At 59.8% G+C, this 13,736-nt stretch carries 13 protein-coding genes; all 13 read left to right on the forward strand.

Annotated features, from left to right (window positions below):
• Positions 1–5: 5 nt before the first annotated feature.
• The 13 genes from nuoG to ACOQOQ_RS11030 all read left to right on the forward strand — a co-directional run bounded on the left by nuoG (position 6) and on the right by ACOQOQ_RS11030 (position 13,715).
• Complete coding sequence (nuoG, locus tag ACOQOQ_RS10970; RefSeq protein ID WP_420567030.1) at positions 6–2,027, forward strand: NADH-quinone oxidoreductase subunit NuoG; 2,022 nt, start codon at positions 6–8, stop codon at positions 2,025–2,027.
• Entirely contained in the window at positions 2,027–2,419 is a 393-nt protein-coding gene (locus ACOQOQ_RS10975; RefSeq protein ID WP_420567031.1) for a hypothetical protein, read from the forward strand. The genes nuoG and ACOQOQ_RS10975 overlap by 1 nt, the downstream gene beginning before the upstream one ends.
• 6 nt (positions 2,420–2,425) lie before the next feature.
• Positions 2,426–3,466: an NADH-quinone oxidoreductase subunit NuoH gene (gene nuoH, locus ACOQOQ_RS10980; protein ID WP_420567032.1), complete on the forward strand. Its 1,041-nt coding sequence runs from the start codon at positions 2,426–2,428 to the stop codon at positions 3,464–3,466.
• 3 nt (positions 3,467–3,469) lie between these two features.
• Positions 3,470–3,964, forward strand: coding sequence for an NADH-quinone oxidoreductase subunit NuoI (gene nuoI, locus ACOQOQ_RS10985; RefSeq protein WP_420567033.1), 495 nt, complete (start codon positions 3,470–3,472; stop codon positions 3,962–3,964).
• Positions 3,961–4,368, forward strand: coding sequence for a carboxymuconolactone decarboxylase family protein (locus tag ACOQOQ_RS10990; RefSeq protein WP_420567034.1), 408 nt, complete (start codon positions 3,961–3,963; stop codon positions 4,366–4,368). The genes nuoI and ACOQOQ_RS10990 overlap by 4 nt, the downstream gene beginning before the upstream one ends.
• Positions 4,365–4,973 (forward strand): NADH-quinone oxidoreductase subunit J, encoded by a 609-nt coding sequence (locus ACOQOQ_RS10995; protein ID WP_420567035.1) that lies wholly within the window; start codon positions 4,365–4,367, stop codon positions 4,971–4,973. Before ACOQOQ_RS10990 ends, ACOQOQ_RS10995 begins: the two co-directional genes overlap by 4 nt.
• Positions 4,974–5,009: 36 nt before the next feature.
• Positions 5,010–5,315 (forward strand): NADH-quinone oxidoreductase subunit NuoK, encoded by a 306-nt coding sequence (nuoK, locus tag ACOQOQ_RS11000; RefSeq protein WP_420567036.1) that lies wholly within the window; start codon positions 5,010–5,012, stop codon positions 5,313–5,315.
• A 6-nt stretch (positions 5,316–5,321) separates the two neighbouring features.
• Positions 5,322–7,421, forward strand: coding sequence for an NADH-quinone oxidoreductase subunit L (nuoL, locus tag ACOQOQ_RS11005; RefSeq protein WP_420567037.1), 2,100 nt, complete (start codon positions 5,322–5,324; stop codon positions 7,419–7,421).
• Positions 7,421–8,965, forward strand: coding sequence for an NADH-quinone oxidoreductase subunit M (locus ACOQOQ_RS11010; RefSeq protein WP_420567038.1), 1,545 nt, complete (start codon positions 7,421–7,423; stop codon positions 8,963–8,965). The genes nuoL and ACOQOQ_RS11010 overlap by 1 nt, the downstream gene beginning before the upstream one ends.
• A 17-nt stretch (positions 8,966–8,982) precedes the next feature.
• Complete coding sequence (nuoN, locus tag ACOQOQ_RS11015) at positions 8,983–10,431, forward strand: NADH-quinone oxidoreductase subunit NuoN (RefSeq protein WP_420567039.1); 1,449 nt, start codon at positions 8,983–8,985, stop codon at positions 10,429–10,431.
• A 78-nt stretch (positions 10,432–10,509) separates the two neighbouring features.
• Positions 10,510–11,259 (forward strand): biotin--[acetyl-CoA-carboxylase] ligase, encoded by a 750-nt coding sequence (locus ACOQOQ_RS11020; RefSeq protein ID WP_420567040.1) that lies wholly within the window; start codon positions 10,510–10,512, stop codon positions 11,257–11,259.
• Positions 11,260–11,271: 12 nt separating this feature from the next.
• The gene (locus tag ACOQOQ_RS11025; protein ID WP_420567041.1) at positions 11,272–12,051 is read left to right on the forward strand and encodes a type III pantothenate kinase; all 780 of its coding nucleotides are present in this window, start codon (positions 11,272–11,274) and stop codon (positions 12,049–12,051) included.
• Entirely contained in the window at positions 12,048–13,715 is a 1,668-nt protein-coding gene (locus tag ACOQOQ_RS11030) for a ribonuclease J (protein ID WP_420567042.1), read from the forward strand. Before ACOQOQ_RS11025 ends, ACOQOQ_RS11030 begins: the two co-directional genes overlap by 4 nt.
• The last annotated feature ends 21 nt before the right edge of the window (positions 13,716–13,736 follow it).

Raw genomic sequence — 13,736 nt, forward strand, 5'->3', positions numbered from 1 at the left:
ACCCCATGTCTGACCTACGCAAGATTAACATCGACGGGAACGAGATCGAAGTGGACGGTGCCATGACGCTGATCCAGGCCTGTGAGCAGGCTGGCGTCGAGGTGCCGCGCTTCTGTTATCACGAACGCCTGTCGATCGCGGGCAACTGCCGCATGTGTCTGGTCGAGGTCGTTGGTGGCCCGCCCAAGCCTGCTGCCTCTTGCGCGATGCAGGTGCGCGATCTACGCCCTGGCCCCGAAGGTCAGGCGCCCGTGGTGAAAACCAACTCGCCCATGGTCAAGAAGGCCCGCGAAGGCGTGATGGAGTTCATGCTGATCAACCACCCGCTGGATTGCCCGATCTGCGATCAGGGCGGCGAGTGTGATCTGCAGGATCAGGCCATGGCATACGGGATCTCGAACACCCGCTTCAACGAAGCCAAGCGCGCCGTGGACGATCTGAATCTGGGCCCGCTTGTTGAGACCCACATGACCCGCTGCATCAGCTGCACGCGCTGTGTGCGTTTCACAACCGAGGTCGCGGGTATCTCTCAGATGGGCCAGACTGGTCGCGGTGAAGATGCCGAGATCACCAGCTATCTGAACGAAACTTTGGATTCCAATCTGCAAGGTAACATCGTGGACCTGTGTCCGGTTGGCGCTTTGGTTTCCAAGCCCTATTCGTTCACCGCTCGCCCGTGGGAGCTGACCAAGACTGAAACCATCGACGTGATGGACGCGTTGGGGTCGAACATCCGCGTGGACACCAAGGGCCGCGAAGTGATGCGTATCCTGCCGCGCAACCATGATGGCGTGAACGAAGAATGGCTGAGCGACAAGTCACGCTATGTCTGGGACGGGCTGCGCAGTCAGCGCCTGGACCGTCCTTACGTCCGCGAAAACGGCAAATTGCGGCCCGCAAGCTGGGGCGAGGCGCTGAGCACCGCCGCCGCCGCCATCAAGGGTAAGAAACTGGCCGCTCTGGTCGGCGATCTGGCCCCGACCGAAGCAATTTTTGCGCTAAAACAATTGGTTGACAGCCAAGAGGGTGCCATCGAGGCGCGCACCAACGGTGCCGTTCTGCCTGCTGGCAACCGCTCGGCTTATGTGGGTACTGCCGCGATTGAAGACATCGACGCTGCCAAGGTGATTTACCTGCTGGGCACCAACCCGCGCAACGAAGCTCCTGTGCTGAACGCTCGTATCCGCAAGGCATGGCTGAAGGGAGCTGAGGTTCGCGTGATCGGACCTGCGGGCATGGATCTGACCTATGACACCGTGCATGTCGGCCCAGGCCGCGCACCGTTGAACAAAGAGATCAAACAGGCCGAAGCCACTGATGGTGCAATCGTCATCGTGGGGCAGGGCGCCATCAGCGAAGGCGACGGGATCAAGGTTCTGGCGCAAGCGCAGGCGCTGACCGAAAAACTGGGTGGCAAGATGCTGGTCCTGCACACTGCTGCCAGCCGCGTGGGCGCCATGGATCTGGGCGCCGTCACCGAAGGTGGTCTGGAAAAGGCCATGGATGGTGCCGAGGTGATCTTTAACCTGGGTGCGGACGAGGTCGAAATCGCCGAAGGTCCCTTTGTGATCTATCAGGGCAGCCATGGTGATCGCGGAGCGCACCGCGCCGACGTGATCCTGCCGGCCGCCGCCTATACCGAGGAGAACGGCCTGTTCGTGAACACCGAAGGTCGGCCTCAGTTGGCTATGCGCGCCGGGTTTGCTCCGGGCGAGGCCAAGGAAAACTGGGCTATCCTGCGCGCGCTAAGCGCCGAGCTGGGCGCGCCTTTGGCTTATGACAGCCTCGCGCAGCTGCGTCAGGCAATGATCGCCGAAGTGCCGCATCTGGCCAAGATCGACGAAGTCATCGAAAACGAATGGCAAGCGCTGGAAGCCGCTGATCTGAAAATCGGTGAGTTCAAGCTGGCCATCGCTTCGAACGAGGCGCATTACCTGACCAACGCGATCGCCCGCGCCAGCGCCCTGATGGGGGAATTGGCCGGAAACGCAAAAGCGCGTGCGCAAACCCCGGTGGCTGCCGAGTGATGCTGCGCGCTGCGGTCATATCCTTTGCCCTTGCGGGCGCGATGGCGGGATGTGTGCAAGCACAGCCCGAACGGGGTGCATTTCGCCCCGACTATCGCGGGATCGACACGCAGCTGCTAAGCGGCGATCTGGTCAACTTCGTGGTGACCATGGCCGGCGCCCGTACGGGTGAAGATGTTTCGGATTACGCCGAATGTGCAGCCGCACAATATGCGTTGATCCGTGGATATGGTTTCGCGCGCCACGTGCGCACGAATGTAGAGCAACAGGGCGGCCTGTGGCGAGGAGATGCGGTTTACACCATCTCGCCTGCGCTGCCTCGCGGTTTGAGGACGATCGACGCCGAAGTCGTCGCTGCTCATTGCGCGGAAAACGGAATACCGACGGTGTGAGGACCTATGGCTGATTTCTTTGCTAACACTTACCTGGGCATGGCGCTGGTGATCATCGGGCAGGTCCTGCTGATCGTCGTTCCGCTGCTGGTGGCTTTGGCCTTCCTGATGTATGCCGACCGCAAGATCTGGGCCGCTGTCCAGATGCGCCGGGGCCCCAACGTGGTGGGCGTCTTTGGTCTGCTGCAAAGCTTTGCGGACTTCCTGAAATATATCGTCAAAGAGGTCGTGTTTCCCGCCGGGGCTGACCGCGTGGTGTTCCTGCTGGCGCCAATGATTAGCCTGGTGATGGCGCTGATCGCCTGGGCGGTGATCCCGTTCAACGATGGCTGGGTCCTTTCGGATATCAACGTCGCCATCCTGTACGTCTTCGCGATCTCCTCGCTCGAGGTTTACGGCGTGATCATGGGCGGCTGGGCGTCGAACTCGAAATACCCGTTCCTTGGCTCGCTTCGATCGGCCGCGCAGATGATTTCTTACGAGGTCAGCATTGGCCTGATCATCATCGGTGTGATCATCTCGACCGGTTCGATGAACTTCGGTGACATTGTGCGCGCGCAGGACGGCGATTATGGCCTGTTCAGCTGGTACTGGCTGCCGCACTTCCCGATGCTGTTCCTGTTCCTGATCTCGGCCCTGGCCGAAACCAACCGTCCTCCGTTCGACCTGCCCGAGGCAGAATCCGAACTGGTGGCTGGCTATCAGGTTGAATACAGCTCGACCCCGTTCCTGCTGTTCATGATTGGCGAGCTGGTCGCCGTGGTGCTGATGTGTGCCCTGACCACGCTGCTGTTCTTTGGTGGCTGGCTGTCGCCGATCCCCGGTCTGCCTGATGGCATCCTGTGGATGGTGGGCAAGATGCTGTTTGTCTTCTTCATCTTCTCGATGGTTAAGGCAATTACCCCCCGTTACCGCTATGACCAACTGATGCGCATTGGCTGGAAAGTGTTCCTGCCCATGTCGCTGGCCTGGGTTGTGATCGTGGCATTCCTTGCAAAATTCGAAGCCTTCGGCGGTGCCTATGCCCGCTGGGCGATTGGAGGCTGATCCATGGCTGCTATCGATTACGGACGCGCCGCGAAATACTTCCTGCTGGCTGACTTCTTCAAAGGGTTCCAGCTGGGTCTGAAGTATTTCTTTGCTCCCAAGGTGACCATCAACTACCCGCACGAAAAGGGGCCTTTGTCGCCTCGCTTCCGCGGTGAACATGCGCTGCGCCGCTATCCCAACGGCGAAGAACGCTGCATTGCCTGTAAACTGTGCGAGGCAATCTGCCCCGCCCAGGCGATCACCATCGACGCGGAACCCCGCGACGACGGCAGTCGTCGCACCACGCGCTATGACATCGACATGACGAAATGCATCTATTGCGGTTTCTGCCAAGAGGCCTGCCCGGTGGATGCGATCGTCGAGGGCCCGAACTTCGAATTCGCCACCGAAACCCGCGAAGAGCTGTTCTATGACAAGGACAAGCTGCTGGCGAACGGCGAGCGTTGGGAAGCCGAGATCGCCCGTAACCTGGAACTGGATGCCCCCTACCGATGAGCGATTCCTCCAACCCGTTTGAACTGCTGATGCAACAGGCGCAGGCCATGGCCAAGTCCATGAACCCGGCGCTTGAATCCTTCTCTCCGAAAGGGTTCGAGGCACTTTGGCCGACCATGTCCAAGGACATGATGGAAATGGCCTTTGGCAAGGGGATCAGCAAAGACGGGCTGGACGCGAAGACGCGGCTGTTGCTGACGCTGGCCGGGTTGACGATGCAAGGGGCCCAGAACGAAACCGGGCTCAGAATGACTGTGCGCCACGCACTCGAGGCTGGCGCCTCCAAGGATGAAATCGCCGAGACCATCGCCCAGATGTCGATGTTCGCCGGCATACCCGCCATGAACAAGGGCATGGAGCTTGCCCGCGAGGTCATGGACGACAAAGAGGATAAAACCAAATGACGATTGCAGCGCTGGCATTCTATCTGTTCGCGATCTGCGCCATCATCGGGGGCCTGTTCACGGTGATCAGCCGGAACCCTGTGCACTCGGTGCTGTGGCTGATCCTTGCCTTTCTCAGCTCGGCCGGCTTGTTCGTGCTGCTTGGCGCCGAGTTCGTGGCGATGCTGTTGATCATCGTCTACGTGGGCGCCGTTGCGGTGCTGTTCCTGTTCGTCGTGATGATGCTGGACGTCGATTTCGCCGAACTGAAGGCCGAGATGGCCCGCTATATGCCGCTGGCCCTGCTGATCGGGGTGGTGCTGCTGATGCAACTGGGCCTGGCCTATGGCGCCTGGGAAACCTCGGAACATGCCGAGGCCGCGCGCCAGGCCGTCACCCCTGAAGGGATCGAGAACACCGCCGCGCTGGGGCTGTTGCTGTACGATAAGTACTTCATGCTGTTCCAGCTGGCCGGGCTGATCCTGCTGGTCGCGATGATCGGTGCCATCCTGCTGACGCTGCGCCATCGCAAGGACATCAAGCGCCAGGACGTGCTGGCCCAGATGTACCGCGATCCGGCGAAAGCCATGGAATTGAAAGACGTGAAACCGGGGCAGGGCCTTTAAGGCCCGCCGCTGGAACGAATAAGGACCGAGGGAATAATGATTGGTATAGAACACTACCTGGCAGTGGCGTCCGCGCTGTTTGTCATAGGTATCTTTGGCCTCTTCCTGAACAGGAAGAACGTGATCATCCTCTTGATGTCGATCGAGCTGATGCTGCTGTCGGTGAACATCAACCTTGTCGCCTTCTCCTCTTTTGCAGGGGATCTGGTGGGCCAGGTCTTCACGCTGTTGGTTCTGACCGTTGCCGCTGCCGAGGCTGCGATTGGTCTGGCCATTCTGGTCGTCTTCTTCCGTAACCGTGGCACGATTGACGTCGAAGATGTCAACGTCATGAAAGGGTAAAGAGATATGGAAACCGTCATCCTCTTTGCCCCGCTGGTTGGGGCGCTTATCGCAGGCTTCGGCTGGCGACTGATCGGTGAGAAGGGCGCGCAATACGTCACCACCGGCCTGTTGTTCCTGGCCTGTCTGCTGTCCTGGGTCACTTTCCTGGGTCTGGACGCCAGCCACGTCAAACACGTGCATATCCTGGACTTTATCCAGTCCGGTACGCTGAGCACCGAATGGTCGATCCGTCTAGACCGCCTGACCGCGATCATGCTGATCGTCGTGACCTCGGTTTCGGCCTTGGTGCACCTCTATTCGTTCGGCTACATGGCCCATGACGACAACTGGAAGCATGGCGAGCATTATAAGGCGCGCTTCTTTGCCTATCTGTCGTTCTTTACCTTCGCGATGCTGATGCTGGTCACCTCGGACAACCTGGTGCAGATGTTCTTTGGCTGGGAAGGCGTGGGCGTGGCCTCGTACCTGCTGATCGGTTTCTACTATAAGAAACCCAGCGCGAACGCGGCCGCCATCAAGGCGTTTGTCGTCAACCGAGTGGGCGACTTCGGCTTTGCTCTGGGCATCTTCGGTCTGTTCTACCTGACAGACAGCATTCGCTTTGACGATATCTTTGCCGCCGCACCGGCACTGGCCGAAACGCAACTGCACTTCTTGTGGACGGAATGGAACGCGGCGAACCTGCTGGCCTTCCTGCTGTTCGTCGGTGCCATGGGTAAATCGGCGCAATTGTTCCTGCACACCTGGCTGCCGGACGCAATGGAAGGCCCGACCCCAGTGTCCGCGCTGATCCACGCCGCAACCATGGTGACCGCGGGTGTGTTCCTGGTCTGCCGCATGTCGCCGCTGATGGAATACGCGCCCGAGGCGATGGGTTTCGTGACCTTCCTGGGGGCCACCACGGCGTTTGTCGCGGCCACCATTGGCTTGGTGCAAAACGACATCAAACGCGTGATCGCTTATTCGACCATGTCGCAGCTGGGCTATATGTTCGTGGCGGCTGGTGTGGGCGTCTACAGCGTGGCCATGTTCCACCTGTTCACCCACGCGTTCTTTAAGGCGATGCTGTTCCTGGGCGCCGGTTCCGTGATCCACGGGATGCACCACGAACAAGACATGCGGAACTATGGCGGTCTGCGCAAAAAGCTGCCCTATACCTTCTGGGCGATGCTGCTGGGCACGCTGGCCATCACCGGCGTTGGTATCCCGCTGACGCATATTGGTTTCGCTGGCTTCCTGTCCAAGGACGCCGTGATCGAAAGCGCCTGGGCCGGCACGCAAGGCGGCTATGCCTTCTGGATGCTGGTTGTCGCAGCGCTGTTCACCAGCTTCTACAGCTGGCGCCTGATGTTCCTGACTTTCTGGGGCAAACCTCGCGGGGACAAGCATACGCACGAGCACGCCCATGAAAGCCCGACCGTCATGCTGGTCCCGCTGGGTGTGTTGGCTTTGGGAGCCGTGTTCTCGGGGATGATCTGGTATGGATCGTTCTTTGGTGACCACAACAGCGTGAACAAGTTCTTCGGTATCCCGGCGCATCATGCTGAAGCAGCCGAGGGTCACGGGGAAGCTCATGGCGACGATCATACCGCGGCACCCGCGGACGATCACGGTGACGGGCACGCAAAGGCCGCCGATCACGGTTTGGCCCCGCAAGGCGCGATCTTCATGCACCCCGACAACCACGTGATGGACGACGCGCACCATGCCCCCACCTGGGTCAAGGTCAGCCCGTTCGTTGCGATGATCATCGGTCTGCTTGTTGCGATCTGGTTCTATATCGTGAACCCCGAAATGCCCAAGCGCCTGGCTGCGGCTCAGCGTCCCTTGTACCTGTTCCTGCTGAACAAATGGTACTTTGACGAGATCTATGACGTCATCTTTGTGCGTCCTGCGCAGGCGATTGGCCGCTTCTTGTGGAAACGCGGGGATGGCAATGTCATTGACGGCTTCCTGAATGGTGTGGCCATGGGCATTGTGCCCTTCTTCACCCGCCTGGCTGGCCGCGCGCAATCCGGTTACATCTTTACTTATGCCTTCGCCATGGTGATCGGGATTGTTGTCCTGATCACATGGATGGCGCTCAGCGGAGGAGCGCACTAATGGATAACCTTCTTTCCATTGTCACCTTCATTCCCGCGTTGGCGGCCGCCATTCTGGCTGTCTTCCTGCGGGGCGAGGATGCCGCCGCACAGCGCAATGCCAAGTGGTCGGCCCTGGTGGCGACCGGCATCACCTTCCTGGTGTCGTTGTTCATTCTGGCAGGCTTTGACGCGCAAAACACGGGCATGCAGTTCGTGGAAGAGCGCGAGTGGATCCTTGGCCTGAAATACAAGATGGGCGTCGACGGGATCTCGGTCCTGTTCGTGATGCTGACCACCTTTATGATGCCCTTGGTCATCTGGGCCAGCTGGGGCGTTGAAAAGCGCGTCAAGGAATACATGATCGCCTTCCTGCTTCTGGAAACGCTGATGCTGGGCGTGTTCATGGCGCTGGATCTGGTACTTTTCTACCTGTTCTTCGAGGCAGGCCTGATCCCGATGTTCCTGATCATTGGCATCTGGGGCGGTAAGAACCGCATCTATGCCAGCTTCAAGTTCTTCCTCTACACCTTCCTTGGCTCGGTGCTGATGCTGGTGGCCATGGTCGCGATGTATGTCGACGCAGGCACCACCGATATCCCGACCCTGATGAACCACAGCTTTGCATCCGAAAGCTTCAGCGTGCTGGGCATTCACATTGTTGGCGGCATGCAGACCCTGATGTTCCTGGCCTTCTTCGCCAGCTTCGCGGTGAAAATGCCGATGTGGCCGGTCCACACCTGGCTGCCGGACGCACACGTTCAGGCGCCGACCGCCGGTTCGGTCGTACTGGCCGCGATCCTGCTGAAAATGGGTGGCTATGGCTTCTTGCGCTTCAGCCTGCCGATGTTCCCGATCGGAGCGGACGTAATGACCGATCTGGTGCTGTGGATGTCGGCGATTGCGATCGTCTATACCTCGCTGGTGGCGCTGGTGCAGGACGATATGAAAAAGCTGATCGCTTATTCGTCGGTCGCGCACATGGGCTATGTCACCATGGGTATCTTTGCGGCCAACCAACAGGGTATCGACGGCGCGATCTTCCAGATGATCAGCCACGGCTTCATCTCGGGCGCGTTGTTCCTGTGTGTGGGCGTCATCTATGACCGTATGCACACCCGTGAGATCGAGGCCTATGGCGGTCTGGTCACACGGATGCCGGCCTATGCGCTGATCTTCATGTTCTTCACCATGGCGAATGTGGGTCTGCCGGGCACTTCGGGCTTTGTTGGCGAATTCCTGACGCTGATGGGCATTTTCCAGGTCAACACCTGGGTGGCGTTGATCGCGACCTCGGGCGTGATCTTCTCGGCGGCTTATGCGCTGTGGCTGTATCGCCGCGTCGTGTTTGGCGATCTGATCAAGGAAAGCCTGAAAACCATCAAGGACATGACTGCCCGCGAAAAGGCGATCTTTGCTCCGCTGGTCTTCATGACCCTGCTGCTGGGTGTTTACCCTGCGCTGGTCACCGACATCATTGGCCCCTCGGTCGAGGCGCTGATCCACAACTATGAACTGGCCCTTGCGGACGCCCCCGGCGCCTCGCAAGTCGCCGCATCGCACTGAAACGGGAGCCCTGAGAGATGATCCAGGCTGATCTGAATATTGTCCTGCCGGAAATCCTTCTGTCGGTATACGCGATGCTGGCGCTGGTCCTGGCAGTTTATACCGGAAAGGACCGGCTGGCCGGTCTGTTGACCTGGGCCACTGCGGCCGTGCTGGTGCTGGTCGCCGCATGGATCGGCATTGGCGGGTCGGGAACAAACGTTGCCTTTGACGGCATGTTCAACGACGACGCCTTTGCACGCTTTGCCAAGGTCGTCATCCTGCTGGGCGGTGCTGCCGTTCTGGTCATGAGCCAGGATTACATGGCTCGCAAAGGCTTGCTGCGGTTCGAATACCCTGTGCTGGTCGTGCTGGCCACGGTTGGCATGATGGTGATGGTGTCTGCCGGTGACCTGATGGCGCTGTATATGGGGCTGGAGCTGCAGTCCTTGTCGCTTTACGTCGTCGCCTCGATGCGGCGTGACAGTGTGAAATCGACCGAGGCGGGCATGAAGTACTTTGTGCTGGGCGCCCTGTCCTCGGGTCTGCTGCTGTACGGTTCGTCGCTGGTTTACGGCTTTGCCGGCACCACGCTGTTCTCGGGCATCATTCAGGCCGCTTCGGGTGGTCATGCCTCGCTGGGTCTGCTGTTCGGTCTGGTGTTCGTGATCTCGGGCCTGGCGTTCAAGATCTCGGCCGTGCCGTTCCACATGTGGACCCCGGACGTCTACGAAGGCGCACCGACCCCGGTCACCGCTTTTTTCGCTACCGCGCCGAAAATGGCTGCGATGGGTCTGTTTGCCCGCGTTATGCATGACGCCTTTGGTGATGTGGTTGCCGACTGGCAGCAAGTCATCTCGCTGCTGGCTGTCCTGTCCATGTTCCTGGGCGCCGTGGCTGCGATCGGTCAGACCAACATCAAACGGCTGATGGCCTATTCGTCGATCGCCCACATGGGCTATGCGATGATGGGCCTGGCGGCTGGCACCGCATTCGGCGTGCAAGCGCTGCTGGTTTACATGGCGATTTACGTCACCATGAATGTCGGAACCTTTGCCTTCATCCTGTCGATGGAGAAAGACGGCCAGCCTGTCACCGACATCAAGTCGCTGAACATGTACTCGAAACGTGAACCGGGTAAGGCTCTGGCGGTTCTTGTGCTGATGTTCTCTTTGGCGGGAGTGCCGCCACTGGTTGGCTTCTTTGGTAAGTTCTACGTGCTGCAGGCCGCCTATCAGGCTGGTCTTGTCTGGCTGGCCGTGCTGGGCGTCATCGCCTCGGTCATCGGCGCGTTCTATTATCTGCGGATCGTGTTCTACATGTATTTCGGTGAAGAGGGCGAAGGTCTGGACAAGAACCGCTCGCCTGTGCTGTGGGGGTTCTTGATGGCCAGCGCGGCCGTCATCGGGCTGGCTTGGCTGCCGGGCATTGACCTGCTGGGCATCGAGGCCATGGCCACGGCCGCAGCCGAAGCTTTGGTCAACTAAGCTTGACCGACCACTGAAATCCCAATGCGGCGCGTCCTCGGGCGCGTCGCTTTGTGTTTGAAACAGGAAAGCCCGCACATGATGGATTGGCCCCAAGGCTATGGTCGCCGCATTCTGGACAGCGTGGACAGCACCAACGCCGAGGCCGCCCGGATCGCGCCCGATCTTGCGGGGCCCGAGTGGATCCTGGCCCTGCGCCAGACCGCGGGTCGTGGCCGTCGCGGCCGTCCATGGGCAGATCCCGCGGGCAACTTCGCGGCCACATTGGTTATGCGCCCGAATGAGACACCTGACCAGGTGGCGTTGCGATCCTTCGTTGCCTCGTTGGCGCTGTATGATGCCTGTGTGGCCGCAACCGGTCGGCCCGATCTGTTCAGCCTGAAATGGCCCAATGATGTACTGCTGAACGGAGGCAAACTGGCTGGTATCCTGCTGGAAAGCGCGGGCGGTATGCAGGGCGTCAGCCATATCGCCATCGGCATCGGGGTGAACCTGACCTCGGTGCCCGAAGCGGGCGCTTTGGAACAACGTTCGGTTCCGCCGGTATCGCTTTTTTCGGAAACCGGGCTGCGCATCACGCCTCAGGATTTTCTGGATCTGCTGGCCCCGGCCTATGCCCGGCACGAGGCGAGCTTTCAGACCTACGGTTTTGCGCCCATTCGCAAACTGTGGCTTTCGCACGCAGCCAAGCTGGGCGAGGTCATTACCGCCAGAACCATGCGTCAGGAAACCACGGGCACCTTCGAGACAGTGGACGAGGCGGGTAATATTGTCCTATCCACAGCAAACGGGCGCGAAACGGTCCCTGCGGCCGAGATTTTCTTTTAAGGAGGCTCATGCATGCTTCTTGCCATCGACTGCGGTAACACGAACACGGTTTTCTCGATCTGGGATGGAGAGAAAATCCACTGTACCTTGCGCACCGCAACCGACCACCAGCGCACCGCAGATCAGTATTTCGTTTGGCTGGACCGGCTGCTTCAGCATCACGAGATCACCATGGACATCAACGCGGTGATCATCAGCTCGACCGTGCCGCGCGTGGTGTTCAATCTGCGGGTTCTGGCCGATCGCTATTTTGATTGCCGTCCGCTGGTCGTTGGCCGCCCCGATTGCCTGCTACCCGCTGATCCGCGCGTGGATGCGGGCACGCAGGTCGGCCCCGACCGTCTGGTTAACACCGCTGGTGCCTATGATCGCTATGGCGGTGACCTGATCGTCGTCGATTTCGGCACGGCCACCACCTTTGATGTAGTGGACCAGGACGGCGCCTATGTGGGCGGTGTGATCGCGCCCGGTGTGAACCTGTCACTGTCGGCGCTGCACAAGATGGCTGCCGCCCTGCCACATGTGGACGTGACCAAACCAACCAAGGTGATCGGCACCAACACCGTGGCCTGTATGCAAAGCGGTATCTTTTGGGGTTATGTCGGACTGGTCCGTGGGGTATGCGAGGAGATCAAAGCAGAACATAACCGCCCGATGCGCGTGATTGCGACCGGGGGGCTTGCACCTCTGTTCGGTCAGGGGGATACACTGTTTGACGTTTTCGACGAATTTTTGACCGTGCACGGCCTGACGGTCATTCACAATTACAACAAGGATCAGGGCAACATATGAGCAGCGAACGACTGATTTACCTCCCTCTCGGTGGCGCGGGAGAGATCGGCATGAATTGCTATGTCTACGGCTATGGCCCCGAGGGCGCCGAGCGGTTGATCCTAGTCGACATGGGTGTGACCTTCCCCGACATGGACGGCAGCCCGGGCGTGGATCTGATCATGCCCGACATCACCTGGCTGGAGGAACGTAAGAACCAGCTTGAGGCAGTGTTCATCACCCACGCCCACGAGGACCACGTGGGCGCCGTGGGGCACCTGTACGAAAAGCTGGGCGCGCCGATCTATGCCCGGGCCTTCACCGCCAATATCGCGCGCGGCAAACTGGCCGAGTATGGTCACTCGGACAAGGTGGTGCGCGTGGTCTCGGCCTTCCCCGAGGTGGTCAAGGCCGGTCCGTTCGAGGTTTCTTTCTTGCCGATCTCGCACTCGATCCCCGAAAGCAGTGCATTGGTCATCGACAGCCCCGACGGGCGCGTCGTGCACACGGGCGATTTCAAACTGGACGAAACCCCGATCGTGGGCGAGGCGTTTGACCCGGTCCTGTGGGGCAAGGTGGCCGAAAAGGGCATCAAAGCGCTGATTTGCGATTCTACCAACGTTTTCAGCCCCATAGCGGGCCGGTCTGAGGCAAGCATCGCCGATGAAGTGACCAATCTGGTGGCCGAAGCTGGCCAGATGGTGGTGGCAACAACCTTTGCGTCGAACGTCGCTCGGGTGAAAACCCTGGCCGAGGCCGGGCAACGCGCTGGCCGCTCGATCTGCCTGATGGGCCGCGCAATGCGCCGGATGATCCAGGCGTCGGTGGAAACCGGCGTGCTGACCGATTTCCCGCCCGTCATCTCACCCGAGGATGCCCGCGGTATGCCGCGTGAAAACGTCATGCTGTTGGTCACCGGCAGCCAGGGCGAACGCCGCGCCGCCAGCGCGCAGCTGGCCAACGGCAAGTACAACGGCATCACCCTGAAAGAGGGCGACCTGTTCCTGTTCTCGTCCAAGACCATTCCGGGCAATGAACGCGGCGTCATCCGTATCATGAACCAGTTCAGCGAAATGGGCGTCGATGTGGTCGACGACATGGGCGGGCGGTATCACGTTTCCGGCCACGCCAACCGCCCCGACCTGGTGGAAATGCACAAGCTGACCCGGCCGCAGATCGTCGTGCCCATGCATGGCGAACACCGCCACCTGCGCGAACATGCGAAACTGGCCGAAAGCAACGGTTTCCAATCGATCGTCGCGCCCAATGGTGTGATGGTGAACCTGTCGGGCAATGAACCCTTGGTGGCTGGCTATGTGGAAACCGGGCGCCTGTATCTGGATGGCTCGGTTCTGATCGGCGCGCTGGATGGCATCGTACGCGACCGCATTCGCATGGCGCTGAATGGGCATGTTCTGGTCACGGTGCCGATCGACGAGGACGGAGAGCTGCTGGGCGAACCTTGGTGCGAGTTGAAGGGCCTGCCCGAGCTGGGAAAATCCAACGCGCCGCTTGTCGACGTGCTGGAGGAAGATCTGGATCAGTTCCTGGGGCGTGCCAAAGGCTCAACCCTTAAAGACGACGACAAGCTGGAGACCGAGCTGAAAAAGATCGTTCGTAAATCTTCGCTGGATGAGATCGGTAAAAAGCCCGAAGTCACGGTAGTCGTTAGCCGCTTGGCCTAAAGGCTTCTGAATAAACACAAA

The organism is Thalassovita sp., assembly GCF_965218685.1.
Classification (GTDB): Bacteria; Pseudomonadota; Alphaproteobacteria; order Rhodobacterales; family Rhodobacteraceae; genus Thalassobius.

Excerpts from the sequence above, each read along its gene's own strand:
- ACOQOQ_RS11010 (WP_420567038.1), top strand. The coding sequence starts at position 7,421 with ATGGATAACCTTCTTTCCATTGTCACCTTCATTCCCGCGTTGGCGGCC.
- ACOQOQ_RS11020 (WP_420567040.1), top strand. The coding sequence starts at position 10,510 with ATGATGGATTGGCCCCAAGGCTATGGTCGCCGCATTCTGGACAGCGTG.
- nuoG (WP_420567030.1), top strand. The coding sequence starts at position 6 with ATGTCTGACCTACGCAAGATTAACATCGACGGGAACGAGATCGAAGTG.
- ACOQOQ_RS10975 (WP_420567031.1), top strand. The coding sequence starts at position 2,027 with ATGCTGCGCGCTGCGGTCATATCCTTTGCCCTTGCGGGCGCGATGGCG.
- ACOQOQ_RS11030 (WP_420567042.1), top strand. The coding sequence starts at position 12,048 with ATGAGCAGCGAACGACTGATTTACCTCCCTCTCGGTGGCGCGGGAGAG.
- nuoL (WP_420567037.1), top strand. The coding sequence starts at position 5,322 with ATGGAAACCGTCATCCTCTTTGCCCCGCTGGTTGGGGCGCTTATCGCA.
- nuoH (WP_420567032.1), top strand. The coding sequence starts at position 2,426 with ATGGCTGATTTCTTTGCTAACACTTACCTGGGCATGGCGCTGGTGATC.
- ACOQOQ_RS11025 (WP_420567041.1), top strand. The coding sequence starts at position 11,272 with ATGCTTCTTGCCATCGACTGCGGTAACACGAACACGGTTTTCTCGATC.
- ACOQOQ_RS10995 (WP_420567035.1), top strand. The coding sequence starts at position 4,365 with ATGACGATTGCAGCGCTGGCATTCTATCTGTTCGCGATCTGCGCCATC.
- nuoK (WP_420567036.1), top strand. The coding sequence starts at position 5,010 with ATGATTGGTATAGAACACTACCTGGCAGTGGCGTCCGCGCTGTTTGTC.
- nuoN (WP_420567039.1), top strand. The coding sequence starts at position 8,983 with ATGATCCAGGCTGATCTGAATATTGTCCTGCCGGAAATCCTTCTGTCG.
- nuoI (WP_420567033.1), top strand. The coding sequence starts at position 3,470 with ATGGCTGCTATCGATTACGGACGCGCCGCGAAATACTTCCTGCTGGCT.
- ACOQOQ_RS10990 (WP_420567034.1), top strand. The coding sequence starts at position 3,961 with ATGAGCGATTCCTCCAACCCGTTTGAACTGCTGATGCAACAGGCGCAG.